The 18,563-nt window shown below is 74.6% G+C and carries 17 protein-coding genes; 9 read left to right on the top strand and 8 right to left on the bottom strand.

Features of this window, described 5'->3' with window-relative positions; all coding sequences use genetic code 11:
- Positions 1 to 84: 84 nt before the first annotated feature.
- The 6 genes from mug to OG617_RS03845 all read right to left on the bottom strand — a co-directional run bounded on the left by mug (position 85) and on the right by OG617_RS03845 (position 4,680).
- A complete protein-coding gene (mug, locus tag OG617_RS03870) occupies positions 85 to 693 on the bottom strand; it encodes a G/U mismatch-specific DNA glycosylase (RefSeq protein WP_405104096.1) in 609 nt (202 codons plus the stop codon).
- A 203-nt stretch (positions 694 to 896) separates the two neighbouring features.
- A complete protein-coding gene (locus OG617_RS03865; protein ID WP_405098719.1) occupies positions 897 to 1,658 on the bottom strand; it encodes an SDR family oxidoreductase in 762 nt (253 codons plus the stop codon).
- A 33-nt stretch (positions 1,659 to 1,691) separates the two neighbouring features.
- On the bottom strand, positions 1,692 to 2,174 hold the full coding sequence (locus OG617_RS03860; RefSeq protein WP_396682066.1) for a hypothetical protein: 483 nt from the start codon (positions 2,172 to 2,174) through the stop codon (positions 1,692 to 1,694).
- Entirely contained in the window at positions 2,171 to 3,082 is a 912-nt protein-coding gene (locus tag OG617_RS03855; RefSeq protein ID WP_405098716.1) for a DUF692 domain-containing protein, read from the bottom strand. The genes OG617_RS03860 and OG617_RS03855 overlap by 4 nt, the downstream gene beginning before the upstream one ends.
- A complete protein-coding gene (locus tag OG617_RS03850; protein WP_405098714.1) occupies positions 3,079 to 3,993 on the bottom strand; it encodes a TIGR04222 domain-containing membrane protein in 915 nt (304 codons plus the stop codon). The genes OG617_RS03855 and OG617_RS03850 overlap by 4 nt, the downstream gene beginning before the upstream one ends.
- 114 nt (positions 3,994 to 4,107) lie before the next feature.
- Positions 4,108 to 4,680, bottom strand: coding sequence for a TetR/AcrR family transcriptional regulator (locus tag OG617_RS03845; protein ID WP_405098712.1), 573 nt, complete (start codon positions 4,678 to 4,680; stop codon positions 4,108 to 4,110).
- Positions 4,681 to 4,825: 145 nt separating this feature from the next.
- Here OG617_RS03845 and OG617_RS03840 point away from each other — a divergent pair, with 145 nt between their 5' ends.
- Both OG617_RS03840 and OG617_RS03835 read left to right on the top strand, forming a co-directional pair.
- Entirely contained in the window at positions 4,826 to 5,683 is an 858-nt protein-coding gene (locus tag OG617_RS03840; protein ID WP_405098710.1) for a carbon-nitrogen hydrolase family protein, read from the top strand.
- 64 nt (positions 5,684 to 5,747) lie between these two features.
- Positions 5,748 to 6,392, top strand: a complete 645-nt coding sequence (locus OG617_RS03835) for an HAD family hydrolase (RefSeq protein ID WP_405098708.1) — start codon at positions 5,748 to 5,750, stop codon at positions 6,390 to 6,392.
- Between the two features lie 52 nt (positions 6,393 to 6,444).
- On the opposite strand, the gene OG617_RS03830 is transcribed toward OG617_RS03835, so the two are convergent.
- Positions 6,445 to 6,690, bottom strand: a complete 246-nt coding sequence (locus OG617_RS03830; protein ID WP_396682077.1) for a DUF2630 family protein — start codon at positions 6,688 to 6,690, stop codon at positions 6,445 to 6,447.
- A gap of 698 nt (positions 6,691 to 7,388) precedes the next feature.
- Here OG617_RS03830 and OG617_RS03825 point away from each other — a divergent pair.
- From OG617_RS03825 to OG617_RS03795, 7 genes are all read left to right on the top strand, one after another.
- Positions 7,389 to 8,774, top strand: coding sequence for a cytochrome P450 (locus OG617_RS03825; RefSeq protein ID WP_405098706.1), 1,386 nt, complete (start codon positions 7,389 to 7,391; stop codon positions 8,772 to 8,774).
- Positions 8,771 to 9,685 (top strand): terpene synthase family protein, encoded by a 915-nt coding sequence (locus tag OG617_RS03820; RefSeq protein ID WP_405098704.1) that lies wholly within the window; start codon positions 8,771 to 8,773, stop codon positions 9,683 to 9,685. Before OG617_RS03825 ends, OG617_RS03820 begins: the two co-directional genes overlap by 4 nt.
- Positions 9,686 to 9,744: 59 nt before the next feature.
- Entirely contained in the window at positions 9,745 to 11,415 is a 1,671-nt protein-coding gene (locus OG617_RS03815; protein ID WP_405104095.1) for a prenyltransferase/squalene oxidase repeat-containing protein, read from the top strand.
- Positions 11,416 to 11,513: 98 nt separating this feature from the next.
- Positions 11,514 to 14,096, top strand: a complete 2,583-nt coding sequence (locus tag OG617_RS03810; RefSeq protein WP_405098702.1) for a nitrate- and nitrite sensing domain-containing protein — start codon at positions 11,514 to 11,516, stop codon at positions 14,094 to 14,096.
- 76 nt (positions 14,097 to 14,172) lie between these two features.
- A complete protein-coding gene (locus OG617_RS03805; RefSeq protein ID WP_161689994.1) occupies positions 14,173 to 14,595 on the top strand; it encodes a roadblock/LC7 domain-containing protein in 423 nt (140 codons plus the stop codon).
- Between the two features lie 5 nt (positions 14,596 to 14,600).
- Positions 14,601 to 14,987: a DUF742 domain-containing protein gene (locus tag OG617_RS03800; RefSeq protein WP_161689993.1), complete on the top strand. Its 387-nt coding sequence runs from the start codon at positions 14,601 to 14,603 to the stop codon at positions 14,985 to 14,987.
- Positions 14,968 to 15,576, top strand: coding sequence for a GTP-binding protein (locus OG617_RS03795; protein ID WP_405098699.1), 609 nt, complete (start codon positions 14,968 to 14,970; stop codon positions 15,574 to 15,576). Before OG617_RS03800 ends, OG617_RS03795 begins: the two co-directional genes overlap by 20 nt.
- Before the next feature lie 97 nt (positions 15,577 to 15,673).
- Here OG617_RS03795 and OG617_RS03790 read toward each other — a convergent pair whose 3' ends face one another.
- Positions 15,674 to 18,526, bottom strand: coding sequence for an aconitate hydratase (locus OG617_RS03790; protein ID WP_405098697.1), 2,853 nt, complete (start codon positions 18,524 to 18,526; stop codon positions 15,674 to 15,676).
- Positions 18,527 to 18,563 lie beyond the last annotated feature (37 nt).

The following is an 18,563-nucleotide window of genomic DNA, read 5'->3' as shown; positions in this document are numbered from 1 at the left end:
CCCGTCCTGTCCGGCCGGTCCGGCCGATCAGACAGGGCCAGCGCGTCCTGCTCGGACCCGCCGGCCCGGCCTGGCCTGGCCCGGTCAGGCAGAGGCGGTGGTCGCGGCGCGCAGCTCGCCGAAGGCCATGCCCAGGGTCTCCGCCGTGAAGTGGGCGTTCAGCCCGCTCGGGTTGGGCAGCACCCACAGCCGGGCGTCGCCGAGCAGCTCCGGCTGCGGCCCGAAGGTCGCCTTCGGCCGACCGAACCCGATCCGGTACGCGGTCACCCCGACCACCGCCACCCAGGCAGGCCGGTGCCGTCGCACCTTGTCGGCCAGGATCTCCGCCCCGTCGACCAGCTCGGCGGCGGTCAGCTCGTCGGCCCGGGCGCTGGCCCGGGCCACCATGTTGGTGATGCCCAGCCCGTACCCGGGCAGCGTGTCCTGCTCACTCGGGTGCAGCTGCTGGGGCGTGAAGCCGCCCCGGTGCAGGGCCGGCCAGAACCGGTTGCCGGGCCGGGCGAAGTGCCAGCCGGTCGCCGCCGACCAGAGCCCGGGGTTGATCCCGACGAAGAGCGCGGTCAGCCCTGGCGCGATGACGTCGGGGATGGTCCGGTCCGCCGCGGCGGCCAGCTCCTCCCGCGTCGGCCGTCGCCCCCGGTCCGCCCCGCCGGACACGGCCGGGGCCGCTCCGGTCGGCTGCGCTCCGGTCAGGGCCACTCCGGCCGGCTTCGGTCCGGCCGGGGCCGACCTGGTCGGCGTCTGGGAGATCGGCTTCGCTCCGGTCGGGGCCGGGGAGGCCGGCTTCGCTCCGGCCGGCTTCGGTCCGGTCGGGGCCGGGGAGGCCGGCTTCGCTCCGGCCGGTGCCGGAGAGATCGGCGTCGGCTCCCGGTTGGGTCCGGGTGCGCGGGCGGGCATCAGAGGCCGCGCAGCGCGCCGCCGTCGACCGGAAGGGTGATCCCGGTCAGGTAGCCGGCGGCGGGGGAGAGGACGAACGCGGCGACCCGACCGAACTCCGCCGGCTCGCCGATGCGGCGCAGTGGGATGCCGGCCTCGGCCTCGGCCCGGGCCCGCCCCGCGTCCCCGGAGGCGGCGAGCAGCTCCCGGTTCCGGTCGGTCATGATCCGCCCCGGGAGCAGGCCGACGACCCGCACGCCCCGGGGGCCGTACTCGTCGGCCATGTCCTTGGCCACCCCGGCGAGGCCCGGCCGCAGCCCGTTGGAGATGCCCAGCCCGGCCAGCGGGCTGCGTGCCGAGCTGGACAGGACCAGCGCGATCGCGCCGCCGTCGGACAGCCCGGCGGCGACCGTCCGGGCGGTGCGGACGGTGCCGAGGAAGACGGTCTCGAAGGACTCGCGCCACTGCGCGTCGGTCGCCCCGGCCGCGGTGCCCGTGGGTGGGCCCCCGACCGACACGAGCGCGCCGTCGAGCCGGCCGAAGTGTTCCCGGGCGGCGGCGACCAGCCGCTCGGGGGTGGCCGGGTCGGCCAGGTCGGCGGCCAGGCCGATGGCCCGCTCCGGGCCGCCGAGCCGCTGCACCGCCTCGGCCACCCGCTCGGGGGCCCGGGCGGAGACGACCACCCGCGCCCCGTCGGCGACGAGACACTCGGCGGTGGCGAAGCCCAGCCCGCGCGAGGCGCCGGTCAGCACGTACACCCGGTCGGTGAGTCCCAGATCCATGGGGCCGATCCTGCCGTACGAGGCGGGAGGCGGTCAGCGTCGGGCTGGGCGCAGCAGGCGTACCCGGCCGGCGAGCTGCACCGCGACGGCGCCGCCGGCGTGGGCCACGGACGGCAGCCGGCGGCGGCGCGGCGTCCCCGCGCCGTCGTAACGGCTGGCCGCTTCCCGGGCGGCCAGCTCCTCGGCGCCCAGCGGCGGCAGCTCGCCCCGCTCGCGCAGCTCCCGGGCCAGGTCCCAGCCGTCGCGCAGCGAGCCGTTGGTGGGCCGGCCGGCCGCCCATCCGACGAACGTCGCCGGCCAGGCCGCACCGAGGCCGGCGGCGAGCAGCGGCCAGTGCCGCGCCACGTCGCCGGCCCGCTTGCGCAGCAGGGCCCGGCGGGCGGCGTCGACCGGTGCCGGGGCGAACCCGGGCGGCAGCGGTCCGCCCGCGACCAGGGTCGCCACCAGCTCGGCCTGCCGGGCGGCCAGATCGCCGGGCCGGTGGGGCGCAGCGGGGTGGCCCCGGTCGTCGCTCACGTCACCACCGGGTACCCGGAGGCGGCGGCGATCGCGTCCAGCTCGGCGCGCAGCTCCGGAGCGGGCGGCCAGTGGCCGTCGCGCTCCAGCAGCAGCGCCGGCGGGCGGTGCCGGGCGCACAGCGCGCCGACCAGGTCGAGCACGACCGGCGGCACCGGGTCGGTGTGCGTGTCATGGTAGAAGCCGCCCTGCTCGGCGCCGCCGGCGACGTGCACGTACGCGACCCGGTCCAGCGGCAGCCGGTCCAGCAGGGCGAGCGGGTCCGTGCCCCGGTTGCGGGAGTTGGCGTGCACGTTGGCGATGTCCAGCAGCAGCCTCGCGCCCGTGGCGTCCAGGATCTCGGTGAGGAAGTCAGCCTCGTCCAGCTCGTCGTCCGGCCAGTCGAACAGCGCCGCGATCGGCTCCAGCGCCAGCGGCACCGGCAGCTCGGCCTGCGCCCGGCGGACGTTGGCCACCACCGCGGCGACGGCCTCCCGGCTGCGCGGCAGCGGCAGCAGGTGACCGGCCTCCAGCCCGCCGGCCCGGACGAAGGCGATGTGCTCGCTGACCAGCGGCGCCCCGACCAGCTCGGCCACCCGCGCCAGGTGGGCGACCCGGGCCGGGTCGACCGGTTCCGTGCCGCCGAGGGAGAGCCGCACCCCGTGCGGTACGACGGTGACGCCGCGCTCGACCAGCTCGGCGAGCCCGGCCGGCGGCGGCCCCTGTGGGGCGACGGCCTCCGCCACCACCTCGACGAACCGCAGCCCCGGCAGCTCGGCGACGAAGCCGGCGATCTCCGGCCGCCAGCCGATGCCGACCCCGGCGGGACCCTGGCCGCCCCCGGCGGCCTCGCCCGCGCCGGCCGCGTCCCGGCCCGCCCCGGCCACCCAGGCACCCGGGCCGGTCGTGGCGGTTCCCGGGCCGGTCATCCGCCGCACCCGCCGCCTCCACACCCGCCTCCGCCGCCGCAGGAGCTGCCGCCGCCGCACGAGCTCCCCCCGCCGCTGCACGAGGTGCCGCCACTGGAGGTGCCGCCGGGGGAGAGCGCCTGTCGCTGGATCTCGGCCTGCTCGGCGAAGCCCGGGTCCATCGCCCAGAGCGAGGCGGTGCCGAACAGGGCGACGCCCAGCGCCGCGCCGGCCGCTCCGTAGGTGGAATAGGCCGGGGCGGACGCGGGGAGGAGATGCAGGTTGCGCCGGCGCAGCTCGCGCAGGGCGACGTCGGCGGCCCGGGTCCGCCAGGGCACCCGGGCGATCAGCGCGGCCGCGACGGCCAGCGGGATCAGGAGGAGGATCAGGAAGCCGACCGGGCGGTCGTTGGCCAGCCCGGCGACGATCCGGACAACGCCGAGCAGCACGAGCGAGAGCAGCAGGAACGACCCGCGCCGGGCGGAGAGCCGCTGCGCCTGCGTCAGCGCCAGGCCCTGCCGCTGCAGGCCGTCGCGCAGCTGTTCGAGCGCCCGCACCACCCACCCGTCGCGGCCCAGCTCGCTGGCGTACAGGTTGCGGCTGGCGGCGTGGTGGACCGCCCGGTCCAGCGGGGTGGCCCCGACCGGCAGCTGGCCGCCCACCGCCAGCCGCCGGTTGGGCTGGACGCCGACGATCCCGGTGCCGCGCAGGCCGCCGAGCGAGGCCCAGATCGCGAGCTGGTTGCCGCCGTTGAGGAAGGCCACCTGCTGGGGGGTGAGCTGGCTGATGTCGGCGGCCGGGGGGCCGGCGAGGACCCGGCGCCGGTGCACGATCGAGCCGACGACGACCACTAGGGCCGCCAGCAGGTAGATCCGGAGGAAGGTGGGGCCGGAGACGCCCCAGGTGTCGCCGGGCGCCGCGATGACGGTCATGCTGCTCTCCTGTCGCGCGAGGGGAACGCGACCCCATTGTGGAACAGGCCCGCCACGGTCAGCCTCGGCCGAGGACGCAGTTATCGGACCGAGACCGGGCCGGGCGGGTGCCGGTCAGCGGCGGCGGACGGCCTCCTCGACCAGGTCGAGCACCGGGCCCAGGTCGCCGGCCGGGCGCCCCATCGCCAGGTGCAGCACCAGGCCGTCGTAGGCGAGCTCGAGGAACTGGGCCAGCACGTCGATCGGCACGTCCTCGCGGAGCACGCCGGCCTCCAGTTGGCGGGCCAGCCGCTCCCGGGTGGCCTCGGCGATGGCGGCGGAGCGCTCGGCCCAGCGCCGGGCGAACGCGGGGTCGGTGCGCAGCCGCCGGGACACCTCAAGCTGGCTGCCCAGCCAGCCGGTGGTGTCGGGCGAGACGGCCCGGGCCAGCAGGTCCCGCATCACCTGGACCAGGCCGTTGCGGGCGACCGTCTCCACCATGGCCGCCGCGTCGTCCTCGGCGACCGCCAGGAAGAGCGAGTCCTTGTCCCGGAAGTGGTGGAAGATGGCGCCCCGGGAGAGCCCGGTGGCCTCCTCGAGCCGCCGCACCGTGGCGCCCTCGTACCCGTGCCGGGCGAAACACGCCCGGGCTGCGGTGAGAATCTCCTGCCGGCGGGCGTCGAGCTGGTCCTGACTTACTCTGGGCACGGCCTGATCGTGTCAGGTGCCCGGACGCTCTGCAAACCGTACGTACGGCTTGGAGGCGGTGGCGGGAACGTCGCCCGCAGCGGCGACCGGGGCCGGCGGGCCGTGCGCGGTGATCGCCCCGCCCGCTGCCGGCTACGATCGCCCGATGACACCCCCCGCCACCCCCGCCGCACCGCTGACCGTGGCGGCCGTCCAGGCCGACTCGGTGCCCGGGGACCTCGCCGGCAACGCCGTCGCCGCCGCCCGGCTCACCGGACGGGCCGTCTCCGAGGGCGCGCGGATGGTGGTGCTGCCGGAGCTGTTCCTGCCCGCGTACCATCCGCCGACGCTGGCCGCCGACCCGGCCGGCACCGACCTCGTGGCGGCCGGGGACGGCACGGTGGACGACGCCCGGCTCGACCCGCTGCGGGCCGCCGCCCGCGACGGCGCGGCGGTCGTGGTCGTCGGGGCGGCCGTCCGGCACCCGGACGGCCGGCGGACCATCTCCGCCCTGGTCGTCGACCGCGGCGGCGTCGTCCATGCGGCGTACGACAAGCAGCAGCTCTGGGGTGACGAGCGAGCGCTGTTCCAGCCCGGCCGGCGTGGGGCGACCCTGCTCGTCGAGGACTGGCGGTTCGGCCTGGGCATCTGTTACGACGGCTGCTTCCCCGAGCACGGTCGCGCCGCCGCGGCCGACGGCGCGCACGGCTACCTCTGCCCGAGCGGCTACCTCGTGGGCTCCGCGCACCGCAGGGACCTCTACTACGCGGCCCGGGCCCTGGACAACACCATGTTCGTCGTGTTCGCCAACGCCGTCGACGGCGTGGACCCGTGGCGGTTCAACGGCGGCGCGGCGGTCTACGACCCGCAGGGCCAGCCGCTGGCCCGGGGCGCGGACACCGGCGAGGACGTGCTGGTGGCCGTCCTCGACCCGGCCGTGCTCGCGGACACCCGGGCGGCGCACTCGATGCTGGCCGACCGTCCCGCCGACCCCGGGGCGGCCCGCGCGGCGCTGCGAGGCTGAGCTGACCGAGGTCGCCGCGGGCTGACCCTGTCGGACGGCGGCCCGTCTGCCTTAAAGTGCCCGAGTGCCGTTGCTCCTGCTGGATCTGGACAACACCCTGCTCGACCGGGCCGGCCCGTTTCGTGCCTGGGGCGAGCGTTTCCTCGACGGCGTCGGCGCCCCGGCCACCGACATCGACTGGCTGCTGTCCGTCGACGCCGACGGGCTGACCGACCGCTGGGACGTCGCGGACGCGATCCGGGACCGGTACGGGCTGCTCATCCCCTCGGTCGACCTGGTGGAGGAGCTGCACGACGGGGTGTTGGCCAGCAGCCGGCTGGACGCGCTGGTGGCCTGCGCGCTGCGCATCGCCGACGGGGCCGGCTGGATGCCGGTGGTGGTCAGCAACGGCGCCGTACGCCAGCAGGACGCGATGATCCGCCGCACCGGCCTGGACCGGTACGTCGCCGACTGGGTGATCTCCGAGGAGGTCGGGGTCAGCAAGCCCAACCCGCGGATCTTCGCGCTGGCGGCCCAGCGGGTCCGGATGCCGCTGAGCGGGGCGTGGGTGGTGGGGGACAGCCCGGAGGCGGACATCGGCGGGGCGGCGGCGGTGGGCCTGCCCAGCGTCTGGCTGCACCGGGGCCGGGCCTGGACGGACAGCCGCTTCGCCCCGACGTACACGGTCGACGGACTGATCGCCGCCGTCGCCACGGTGCTCGCCGCCTGAGCCGGCCGTCGGCCCCGGGGACGGGCGGGGCGCCGTCCGTCCCCGACGTCGACTACTGCAGGTACCGCTCCACCTCCGGCCTGGGGCGCATCCCCGCGGTGTCGGGGTCGCCGTGGGTCTCGCGGGCGGCCCGCCGCCGGCGCAGCAGGTCCCAGCACTGGTCCAGGGACTCCTCCAGCGCGCGCAGCCGGTCCCGGTCGTCCTCGGTGCCGGACTCGCGGGTCTGCGCCGTCGAGCGGAGCCGGTGCTCCTCGTCGACCAGCTCGGAGATCCGGTTCAGGATGGTCTTGTCGTCCATGCCCTGAGCCTGGCACAGCGGCCGGGGGCGTGCCCGGCTTCTCCCGCGCGCCGGCCGGCCGAAAGCTGTCGCGCGGGGCGGGCGGCCGAGGTACGTTGCCACGCCATGACGCTCACCGTACGGCCGTTCGCCGACACCGGTGCCTCCGTCGAGGTGCTCCGGGCGACCCAGCCGCATCTGGTGGCCACCCCTGAGTTGATCCGCTGGCAGGTCGGCGGTGTCCGGGCCGCCGAGCGGTTCGGCGCTCTGGTGGCCGAGGTCGACGGCGTGCCGGTCGGGCTGGCGCGTACCGGACTGCTGCACGAGAGCGCCGAGCCCGGGTTGGGGTTCGTCAACCTGGCGGTGCGACCGGAGCGGCGGGTGCGGGCTGGCCCGGCTCGTCAAGCACGCCGCCCTGGCCGGGGCCAGGGCGGCCGGATTCCGCCACGCGATGACGGTCAACGACGCCGGCAACGACGCGATGCTCGGCCTCAACGCCTGGCTCGATTACCGGCCGGTCGCAGACCAGTGGCGCTGCCGGCGGGATCTGCGCTGGTAGGAGGCCCACGTCAGGTCTTTTGTGGACTCGTCAAATTTTGTCCGCGAAATTTTCTCCCTTGCCTATGGAGAAGTTGCCCTGCTCAATGGCATGCTCGGGCAGACCGTGACTTTGCACAGTCGCTCCGCGACGCACTGCGATAAGGGGAGCTCAACCAGCCGTGGTAACCCCACACACCGCCCCGAACCGTGCCCGGCGAGCGAGATCCGTTCCACTGTGGCACGTGCTGCCGGGCCTGGCACGAGACCCGGTCCGGGCCCTGCTCGGGTTCGGCGAGCGCGCCGCCGGCGAGGTCGTCCGGCTCAACCTCGGTTCGTTCCGCCCCTACCTGGTGACCGATCCGGCCCACGTGCAGCAGGTGCTGGGCGACCGGGCCGAGAACTTCGGCCGCGCCGGCGACGGGCCGTTCTGGGGCCCGCTGCGCCGGTTGTTCGGCGACGGCATCCTCAGCGACGGTCCGGCGTGGTCGGACAGCCGGCGCATCCTCCAGCCCCTGTTCACGGCCAGACGGGTCGAGGCGATGATGGGCGGGATCGCCGAGACGATCGCCGACGCGGTCGCCGAGATGGACGCCCCGGCCCGGGCCGGCCGCCCGGTGGACATCGGCGCCGAACAGGCCCGGATCGTCTGCCGGGCGATCATGAAGGCGTTCTTCGCCGACCGCATCTCGGTTTCCGACGCGCTGCGCGTCATCGAGGCCCAGGACGCGATCGCCACCTCGGTCATCCCCCGGGTGCTGGTGCCGTTCGTCCCGCTGTCGCTGCCCATGCCGGGCGACCGGACCTTCCGCGACGCCGTCCGGCGCATCGACGAGGTGCTGGTGCCCATCGTCCGGTCGGCGCGGGCCACCGCCGCGCACGGCGACGACATCATCTCCACCCTGTGGCGGGGCACCACGGACGACGGGCGGCCACTGGACGAGCAGCAGGTCCGCAACGACACCGTCGCGATGGTCGCGGTGACCACCGAGACGACCATCAACGTGCTGACCTGGCTCTGGCCGCACCTGGAGCGCTCGCCCGAGGTCGCCGCCCGGCTCCAGGAGGAGATCGACCAGGTGGTCGGCGGCGACCGGGTCGGCCCTGAACACCTGCCGCAGCTGCGCTACACCCGGATGGTGCTGGACGAGCTGATCCGGCTCTACCCGGTGGCCTGGCTGGCCCCCCGGCAGGTGGTCCGGTCGGTCTCCCTCGGCGGGGTGGAGCTGGAGGAGGGTGCGACGCTGCTGGTCAGTCCGTTGATCACCCAGCGGCTGGAGCGGTACTGGGAGCGGCCCGAGGTCTTCGACCCGGACCGGTTCGCCCCGGACCGGGTCCGGGCCCGGCACCGGTACGCCTTCTTCCCCTTCGGCGGCGGGCCGCACCAGTGCCTGGGGATGCACCTGTTCTATCTGGAGGCACAACTGATCGTGGCCAACGTGCTGAGCCGCTACCGGCTGCGAGTACCCAGCCTGCGCCTGCCCACCATGCAACTCGCCGCCGCGCTGCGCACCAAGGACCGCGTGGAGCTGGAACTGCGCCCGGCCCACCCCGCGGGCGTCGCATGAACGTCTCCGCCAGCCCCTCGATCCTGTTGCCCGACCAGCTTTCCGCCGCCGCCGAACAGGGCCGGATCTGCGCACTCGCCGCCAAGGGGCAGCGGGACCTGCAACGGCAGGCCGCCCGGTACCCCGACCTCTTCACCGGCCCGCCCTTCGACGGCGCCCTGTTCAGCAACATCGCCCTGGCCATCGCCTTCGGGGCGCCCTGGTGCACCGCCGAGCAGCTGCGGCTGACCAACCGGGCGGTGCTGTGGGGGTTCGCCCTGGACTGGCAGATCGACTACCTGGCGAAGTCCCGAGCGGACGTCGACCGGGTGGCGGCCGGCGCCCTGGCGGTCGCCGACGGCGCCACCCCGGACGCCGATGACCCGCTCGGCCGGCTGCTCGCCGAGCTGCGCGACGAGCTGGCCGGAGTCCCGGCCTTCGCCGAACTGGGCGACGCCTGGCGCGCGGCGGTACGCCGGACGGTCACCGCGATGGCCCGCGAGTGGGACTGGAAGACCGCCCGGGAGCGCGACGGCGCGCCGCTGCCCGGCTTCGCCGAGTACCTCGACAACGCCGACAACCTCGCCTGCACGGTGGTCAACGTCGCGCACTGGATCTGGACGGGGGACGCCGAGACGCACCGGCGGCTCGACCGGCTGGTCACGGTCAGCGACGAGGTTCAGCGGGTGCTGCGGCTGGTCAACGACCTGGCGACCTACGAGCGGGACCTCCAGTGGGGCGACCTGAACGCCCTGCTGCTCGTCGCCGACCGCGCCGAGGTGGACCAGCGCATCGTCGAGCTGGTCGAGCGGTGCACCGAGCTGCTCGCCCCGCTGGCCGGCGGCTGCCCGTTGCAGGCGGCGTACCTGTCCCGGCAGATCGGCTTCAGCAGCGGCTTCTACCGGTCGACCGACTTCTGGGGGGAACGGTGACGGCCGTCCGGTCGTGGACCGGTCACGACGGTGGGTCCGGCGGCACCGCCCACCGGCCCTTGCGGGCCACCGGCGACGGCACCGCCCACCCGCCCCGGCGGGACCCGGAGTCCGCGGCCGACGCCCGCGAGCTGGTCTCCGCGATGACCCTCACCTTCTCGGGGCAGTCCTCCGTGTCGGTCTACGAGACCGCCCGCCTGGTCGGCCTCGCGCCGTGGCTGACCCACCACGTCGAGCGGATCGCGTACCTGCTGGCCGCCCAGCGCCCGGACGGGACGTGGGGCGGCCCGGAGGGGTACGCCCTGGTGCCGACGTTGAGCGCCACCGAGGCGCTGCTCACCGCCCTGCGTCGCGGCGACGCCGCCTGGCTGCGCGAGGCGCGCGCCGCCGAGCGGCTGACCCGCGCCGTCGACAGCGGCCTGCACGTCCTGTACACCCGGCTCACCGGCCCGGCCGGCCCCGAGCTGCCCGACCTGCCGGCCACCGACCTGACCGTCCCGGCGCTGGTCGACTCGCTCAACGCGCACCTCGACGCGCTGCGCGCCGACCCGCTGCCCGGCCTGACCGCCTGGCGCGACGCGCGGGCGCTGCCGCTGCCGTCGGGGCTGGACAGCGCCCGGCTCGACCGGGTCCGCGCGCTGCTCACCGCCGGCCGGCCGCTGCCGGAGAAGCTGCTGCACGCCCTGGAGGTCGTCGGCCCGGCGGCCCACCGCGCCGCCGAGGTGGCCCCCGTCGGGCCGGGCACCGTCGGCGCCTCGCCGGCGGCCACCGCGGCCTGGCTCGGCGTGCCCGTCCCCGGGGCCGGGGTCTCCGCGGCGGTGTCCTACCTGGAGGACGTGGCCCGTCAGCAGGGCGGGCCGGTGCCCTGCGCCACCCCGATCACCGTGTTCGAGCGGGCCTGGGCGCTGAGCACGATGAGCCGGGCCGGCATCGCGCTGCCGGTCCCGCCCCGGCTGCTGGCCGGCCTGGTGGCGACGGTCGGTCCCGCCGGCACCGCCACCGCCCCCGGCCTGCCCGCCGACGCCGACACCACCGCGGTGACCCTGTACGCGTTGGCCCGGCTCGGCCGCCCCGTCGGCCCGGACAGCCTCTGGGGGTACGACACCGGCGAGCACTTCTGCACCTGGCAGGGGGAGGACGGGGCCTCGGTCACCACCAACGCCCACGTGCTCGACGCGTTCGGCTGGCACCTGAGGCACCGGGCACCGGGCGACGCCCGGCTCACCGCGGTGGTGCGGCGGCTCACCGGCTGGCTCGTCGAGCGGCAGCACCCCGACGGGCGATGGTCCGACCGCTGGCACGCCTCGCCGTACTACGCCACGAGCTGCGCGGTGCTCGCCCTGGCCGGCTACGGCCGGGGGGCGGCCGTGCCGGGCTCGGTGGCCCGGGCGGCCGGGTGGGTGCTGGCGGGGCAGCGCGCCGACGGCTCCTGGGGGCGCTGGGGCGGCACGGTCGAGGAGACCGCGTACGCCGTACACGCCCTGCACGCCGCCGGGCCGGCCGCGCCGGCCGGCGTCGGGGCGGCGCTCGGGCGTGCCCGGCGCTACCTGGCCACCATGGACGGACGCGACGGGGAGCCCGCGCTCTGGCACGACAAGGACCTGTACCGGCCGGCCGTGATCGTCCGTGCCGCCGTCGTCGCCGCCCACCATCTCGTCCGCGCCGGGGCCGGTGACGGCACCGCCGAGAGGCCCGCGAACCGGACGCCCCCGTTGATCAGTGCCGCTTGAGTGAACAATCGGACACTGCTAGCGTGCGCCCGTGGCCGACGGTGTACCGGCCACGGGCGCTCCGGCATCCCCCTCGAACACCCGGCCAGGACGGTGTGATGCGTTCCCGCAGTACGAATCTCCGTACCAAAGTCGTCGCTCTGCTGGCGTCGCTCGTCGCGCTCTGGGCCTTCGCGGCGTGGGTGACCGTGCGGGACGGGTTCAACCTCCTCGGTGTGCAGACGCTCAACGAGTCGGTGTCCGAGCCGAGCGAGACGCTGGTGCTCCAGCTGCAGCGGGAACGCCGGACGTCGCTGGCGTACCTCGGGCGACCGGACGACGCGGGGCGGGAGACGCTGGGCGCGGAGCGGCGGCGCACCGACGAGTTGGCGGTGGCGTTCCGCGAGTCGGCCGGCGACTGGCGCACCGCCGTGGCCGCCAGCGACACGCTGGAACAGCGGCTCGACGTGGCCTACGGGCAGCTGTCCCGGCTGGGGCAGGCCCGCGCCAAGGTGGACGACCGCAGCGCGGACCGGTCGTCGACCTTCACCGCGTACGGCAGTGTGGTGCGGTCCATCTTCGACGTCTACACGGCCCTGGGCCTCCTCGACGACGAGCAGGTCGCCGAGGACACCACCGCGCTGATCGAGCTCAACCGCGCCCGCGAGCTGCTCTCCCAGGAGGACGCCCTGCTCACCGGCGTGCTCGCGGCGGGCCGGGTGACCGAGGTCGAGCGGGCCCAGGTCGCCCAGATCATCGGTGCGCAGCGGTTCTCCGCCGACCTCGCGGTGAGCCGGCTGCCGGCCGCCGACCGCCAGCGCTACGCCGCCATGGTCGGCGGTACGGCGTTCGAGAAGCTGCGCGCCCTGGAGGACAGCACCCTCCAGGGCCGGGGCAGCGCCCCCCGACTGGGGTTCGAGGCCGCCGAGTGGGACGAGGCCGTGGCGCCGGCGCTGGCCCGGTGGAGCGAGGTGGTGGTCGAAGGCGGCGACGACGTCGTGGATCGGGCCACCCCGGTCGCCGTCATGGTGGTCATCCGACTGGTGCTCGCCACCGGCCTGGGCCTGCTCGCCGTCGTGGCGTCCATCATCGTGTCGATCACCACCGCCAAGGCGCTGCTGCGGCAGCTGGAGCGGCTGCGCGAGGCGGCCTTCACGCTCGCCAACGACCAGTTGCCCAGCGTGGTCGAGCGGCTGGGCCACGGCGAGGAGGTGGACGTCGCCAAAGAGGCGCCGCCGCTGGAGTTCGGCGACGACGAGGTCGGGCAGGTGGGCAAGGCGTTCAACGTGGTCCAGGAGACCGCGCTGCGCACCGCCGTCGAGCAGGCCGAGCTGCGCCGCAACGTCCGCGAGGTCTTCCTCAGCCTGGCCCGGCGCACCCAGGCCCTGGTGCACCGCCAGCTCACCCTGCTCGACGCGATGGAACGGCGCGAGCACGACGCCGAGGAGCTGGAGGACCTGTTCCGGGTCGACCACCTCGCCACCCGGATGCGGCGTAACGCCGAGAACCTGATCGTGCTCTCCGGCTCCACCCCGGGCCGGGCCTGGCGACGCAACGTCCCGATGGTCGACGTGGTGCGCGGCGCGGTCGCCGAGGTGGAGGACTACACCCGGGTCAACGTGCTGCCGCTGGGGGCGGTGTCGCTGGCCGGCCGGGCCGTCGGCGACGTCATCCACCTGCTGGCCGAGCTGATCGAGAACGGCCTGTCCTTCTCGCCCCCGCACACCACGGTCGAGGTGCGCGGCCAGATGGTGGCCAACGGCTTCGTCCTGGAGATCGAGGACCGGGGCCTCGGGATGAGCGACGATGACCTCGCCGCCGCGAACGACCGGATCGTGGACCGGTCCGAGCTGAACCTGGCCAACGCAGCCCGGCTCGGGCTGTACGTGGTCAGCCGGCTCACCGAGCGACACGGCGTCCGGGTGCAGCTCAAGGAGTCGGCGTACGGCGGCACCACCGCTGTCGTGCTGATCCCGCCGGACATGGTCGCCGACCCGGGCGGCGACGCCGACGCCCCGGAGCGCCCCGGCCTGCCGGGGACCTCCGCGCCGGTCGCCCTGGCCCCGCCGCCCGCCCGCCCGGCAGCCCACCCGACCGCCCGGCAGGCCGGGCCGGTCGCGGTGGCGGAGCCCGTGACGGCCCCAGTCGCGCCGCCGGCACCGGAGGCCGGCGGGGCCGACGGCGGAGCGGCCCTGCCCACCCGCGCGCGCCAGCGCACGGCTCCGGGGGCCCCGGACGCGCCGGCCGGGGAGGGCGCCGGGCTGCCGGTACGCCCGCGCCGCCCGGCCGGGCAGTCGGCGTTGGACGCGCCGACCGTGCCGGGTGGGTTCCCGGTGACCGCGCCCCGGCCGGTCGCGGACGAGGCAGGCACGCCGGCCCCGGACGCCCCGGACGTCCCGGACCTGTCGACCGGGCTGACCCCGGCGGCGTCGCCGGCGCAGCAAACCGGTTCCGGGCTGCCGGTGCGGGTCCGGCAGGCGAACATCGTGCCCGAGCTGCGGGAGGATCCGTCCGAGCAGCAGGTGGACGACGACGAGGATGCGATCAGGCCACCGGAGCAGGTCCGCCAGATGATGAGCTCCTACCAGACCGGCACCCGGCGTGGCCGCACCGACGCGGCCCGGCTGTTCGACGGTGCCGCCGAGACCGGTGAGGCGGAGCCCGCTGACGGCACCGACGCCGGTGGGCGCGAGGCCACCTGAGGGGCGGCGCGGACGAAACCGCGCCGCAGGTCCCAGACGACAACGGCGACACCAGCCGGGAAGAAGAGGACGACGAGTGGGGCAGAAGACGGCATCGAGTGCCGACCTGACGTGGTTGCTGGATGATCTGGTCGGCCGGGTGAAACAGGCCGAACACGCTGTCGCGCTCTCCACAGACGGCCTGCTGATGGCGTCGTCGCGGGAGCTGAGCCGGGACGACGGCGAGCACCTCGCGGCGATGGCGGCCGGGATCCAGAGCCTGGCCCGGGGCGCGGGGAAGCGGTTCGGTGGCGGGCAGGTCCAGCAGACCATCATCGAGATGCAGTCGTCGTTCCTCTTCGTCACAGCCGCCGGTCGCAACGCCTGCCTCGCGGTGCTGGCCTCCGAGGACGCCGACGTCGGCCTCATCGCGTACGAGATGGCCATGCTGGTAACCCGGGTGGGCAAGTACGTGGCCTCCCCGACCCGGCTCCCTGAGCAGCCGGTCGGCGAGAAGTAGTCGCGATGACGGCCCCAGGGGAGTCCACGGAGGAACAGTGGGTCGACGACCACGCCGGCCCGGTGGTCCGCCCGTACGCGGTGACGCGTGGCCGGGCTCGGCCGGTCACCGGCACGTTCGACCTGATCTCCCTGGTGACGGCCACCCGCGTGGAGGCGTCACCGGAGGTCGGGCTGGGCCCCGAGCACCTGGCGATCGTCGCGCTCTGCCAGCGGATCCAGTCCGTCGCCGAGGTCGCCGCCCACCTGGACCTGCCAGTGGGCACCATCCGGGTCCTGCTCGGCGACCTGGTGGCCCGCGATCTGGTCGAGGTGCGCGAGCCCCGGGTCACCGCGGGCCTTCCCGACGACAGTATTTTCGAGGCGGTTATCAATGGACTACGGGCACTCTGAGCGGCCGGCGGGAGCCGTGCCGCTGCCCACCGCGATCAAGATCCTGATCGCGGGCGGTTTCGGCGTCGGCAAGACCACCATGGTCGGTGCGGTGAGCGAGACCCGGCCGCTGCGGACCGAGGAGGTGCTGACCGAGACCGGGGTCGGGATCGACGATCTGTCGGGGGTGGAGGGCAAGACCACCACCACGGTGGCGATGGACTTCGGCCGGATCACCATCGGCGAGGACTTGGTCCTCTACCTGTTCGGCACGCCCGGGCAGGACCGCTTCTGGTTCGTCTGGGACGAGCTGGCGCTCGGCGCGCTCGGCGCGGTGGTGCTCGCCGACACCCGCAGGTTGGCCGACTGCTTCCCCTCGATCGACTACTTCGAGGGGCGCGGCACCCCGTTCGTGGTGGCGGTCAACTGCTTCGAGGGGGCCCGCCAGTACCGGCTGCACGAGGTGCAGGCCGCGCTCAACCTCGACCCGGGGGTGCCGGTGCTGCTCTGTGACGCCCGGCAGCGGGAGTCGAGCAAGGAGGTGCTCATCACGCTGATGGAGCACGCCATGAAGACCCGCGACGCCCGCCGCGCCACGTCGGCCGAGTAGCCCGGCTCCGGCCGGCGCGTGTCGCCGGGCAGCCGCTCCGTTCTCCGACGAGGGGCCCCTGCCGTAGCGGCAGGGGCCCCTCGTCGTGTGTGTCGGGTCAGTTGGCGATCATGCGGCGCAGGACGTACTGCAGGATGCCGCCGTGGCGGTAGTAGTCCGCCTCACCGGGCGTGTCGATCCGGAGCACCGCGTCGAACTCGACGCCGGTGTCGGTGGTGACCTTCACGGTGCGCGGGGTCTCGCCGTCGTTCAGCACGGTCACGCCGGTGATCGAGAAGGTCTCGGTGCCGGTGAGGCCGAGCGACTCGGCGGTGACGTCGACCGGGAACTGCAACGGCAGGACGCCCATGCCGATCAGGTTCGAGCGGTGGATCCGCTCGTACGACTCGGCGATGACCGCCCGAACGCCGAGCAGCATGGTGCCCTTGGCCGCCCAGTCCCGCGACGAGCCGGAGCCGTACTCCTTGCCGGCCAGGATGACCAGCGGCACGCCCGCCTCCTGGTAGGCGGTGGAGGCGTCGTAGATCGAGGTCTGCTCGCCGGTCAGGTGGTTGACCGTGAAGCCGCCCTCCACACCCGGGACGAGCTGGTTGCGCAGCCGGATGTTGGCGAACGTGCCCCGGATCATCACCTCGTGGTTGCCCCGGCGCGAGCCGTACGAGTTGAACTCGTGGCGCGGCACGCCGTGCTCGGCGAGGTACGTGCCGGCGGGGGAGTCGGCCTTGATCGAGCCGGCCGGGGAGATGTGGTCGGTGGTCACCGAGTCGCCCAGCTTGGCCAGCACCCGCGCGTCGGCGATGTCGACGACCGCCTTCGGCTTCCGCTCCATGCCCTCGAAGTACGGGGGCTTGCGGACGTAGGTGCTCTCGTCCTCCCAGGCGAAGGTGTCGCCGGTCGGGGTCGGCAGCGACTGCCAGCGCTCGTCACCGGCGAACACGTCCGCGTATGCCGCGCTGAACCCGGTCGCGCCGATCGCCTGGGCGATGACGTCCTGGATCTCGGCGCTGTTCGGCCAGATGTCGCGCAGGAAGACCGGGTCGCCCTGGGTGTCCTCGCCGATCGGCTCGTTGGCCAGGTCGATGTCCATCGTGCCGGCGAGCGCGTACGCGACCACCAGCGGCGGGGACGCCAGGTAGTTCATCTTGACGTCCGGGTTGATCCGGCCCTCGAAGTTCCGGTTGCCCGACAGCACCGAGACGACGGCGAGGTCGGCCTCGTTGACGGCGGCGGAGACCTCCTCCAGCAGCGGGCCGGAGTTGCCGATGCAGGTGGTGCAGCCGTAGCCGACCAGGTTGAAGCCGAGCTTCTCCAGGTACGGGGTGAGGCCGGCGCGGTCGTAGTAGTCCATGACGACCTTGGAGCCCGGCGCCAGGGTGGTCTTCACCCACGGCTTGCGGGACAGGCCCTTGTCGACGGCGTTGCGGGCCAGCAGCGCCGCGCCGATCATCACCTGTGGGTTCGAGGTGTTGGTGCAGGAGGTGATCGCGGCGATCACCACGGCGCCGTGGTCCAGCTCGTACTCGACGCCGTCGGCGCTGGTCACCCGGACCGGGTTGCTGGCCCGGCCGCCGGAGCCCATGGCCGCGGTCTCCAGGTCGCGCGGCTCGTCGGCCGGGTCGCTGAAGTCGTTGGCCGGCGGGTCGCTGGCCGGGAACGACTCGGCGCTGGCCTCGTCGGCCGGGCCGCCGGTGCCCCGGGGGAGCTGCTCGCGGGCGACGCCCGGCTTGAGGTCCCGCTCGCCGGCGGAGTCGTCGGCCACGTAGTCGGTCAGCGCGGAGCGGAACAGGGTCTTGGCGCTGCCCAGCGGCACCCGGTCCTGCGGGCGCTTCGGGCCGGCCAGGGACGGCTCGATGGTGCCCAGGTCGAGTTCCAGCCGCTCGGAGTACTCCGGCTCGGCGGCCGGGTCGTGCCAGAGGCCCTGCTCCTTGGCGTACGCCTCGACGAGCGCGACCTGCTGCGGGTCCCGGCCGGTCAGCTCCAGGTAGCGGATGGTCTCGGCGTCGATCGGGAAGATCGCGACGGTGGAGCCGTACTCCGGGGACATGTTGCCGATGGTGGCCCGGTTGGCCAGCGGCACCGCGCTGACGCCGGGGCCGTAGAACTCGACGAACTTGCCGACCACGCCGTGCTTGCGCAGCATCTCGGTGATGGTGAGCACCAGGTCGGTGGCGGTGGTGCCGGCCGGCATCTCGCCGTGCAGCTTGAAGCCGACGACCCGGGGGATCAGCATGCTGACCGGCTGGCCGAGCATCGCGGCCTCGGCCTCGATGCCGCCGACGCCCCAGCCCAGCACGCCCAGGCCGTTGACCATGGTGGTGTGCGAGTCGGTGCCGACCACGGTGTCCGGGTATGCCTGGCCGTTGCGCTCCATGATCGTACGGGCCAGGTACTCGATGTTGACCTGGTGCACGATGCCGGTGCCCGGCGGGACGACCTTGAACTCGTTGAACGCGGTCTGGCCCCAGCGCAGGAACTGGTAGCGCTCCTTGTTGCGCTCGTACTCCAGCTCGACGTTGCGCTCGAAGGCGTCCGCGCGGCCGAACAGGTCGGCGATGACCGAGTGGTCGATGACCAGCTCGGCCGGGGCGAGCGGGTTGACCTTGGTGGCATCGCCGCCGAGGTCGCGGACCGCCTCGCGCATGGTGGCCAGGTCGACCACGCAGGGCACGCCGGTGAAGTCCTGCATGAGCACCCGCGCCGGGGTGAACTGGATCTCCACGCTCGGGTCGGCCGCCGAGTCCCAGGCGCCGAGCTGGCGGATGTGGTCGGCGGTGATGTTCGCGCCGTCCTCGGTCCGCAGCAGGTTCTCCAGCAGGATCTTCAGGCTGTAGGGGAGCCGCTCCTGCCCCTCCACCTTACTGATCTTGAAAATCTCGTAGCTCGCGTCTCCGACGCGTAGCTGGGTCTTCGCACCGAAGGTGTCGAGGCTCGCCACGTCGTACTCCTTCACACCAGCGACCGTGAGTAGTCCTGAGCAGTCTGTCGCA

Source organism: Micromonospora sp. NBC_01412 (assembly GCF_045040215.1).
Lineage (GTDB): Bacteria > Actinomycetota > Actinomycetes > Mycobacteriales > Micromonosporaceae > Micromonospora > Micromonospora rubida.
The sequence above is the reverse complement of the archived record's forward strand: the minus strand, read 5'-3'. Positions and strand labels throughout refer to the sequence as shown.

Bases quoted from the DNA above. Each gene is read 5' to 3' on its own strand.
- OG617_RS03820 (WP_405098704.1), top strand. From the start codon at position 8,771: ATGAACGTCTCCGCCAGCCCCTCGATCCTGTTGCCCGACCAGCTTTCC.
- OG617_RS03840 (WP_405098710.1), top strand. From the start codon at position 4,826: ATGACACCCCCCGCCACCCCCGCCGCACCGCTGACCGTGGCGGCCGTC.
- OG617_RS03800 (WP_161689993.1), top strand. From the start codon at position 14,601: ATGACGGCCCCAGGGGAGTCCACGGAGGAACAGTGGGTCGACGACCAC.
- OG617_RS03865 (WP_405098719.1), bottom strand. From the start codon at position 1,658: ATGGATCTGGGACTCACCGACCGGGTGTACGTGCTGACCGGCGCCTCG.
- OG617_RS03855 (WP_405098716.1), bottom strand. From the start codon at position 3,082: ATGACCGGCCCGGGAACCGCCACGACCGGCCCGGGTGCCTGGGTGGCC.
- OG617_RS03830 (WP_396682077.1), bottom strand. From the start codon at position 6,690: ATGGACGACAAGACCATCCTGAACCGGATCTCCGAGCTGGTCGACGAG.
- OG617_RS03795 (WP_405098699.1), top strand. From the start codon at position 14,968: ATGGACTACGGGCACTCTGAGCGGCCGGCGGGAGCCGTGCCGCTGCCC.
- OG617_RS03810 (WP_405098702.1), top strand. From the start codon at position 11,514: ATGCGTTCCCGCAGTACGAATCTCCGTACCAAAGTCGTCGCTCTGCTG.
- OG617_RS03850 (WP_405098714.1), bottom strand. From the start codon at position 3,993: ATGACCGTCATCGCGGCGCCCGGCGACACCTGGGGCGTCTCCGGCCCC.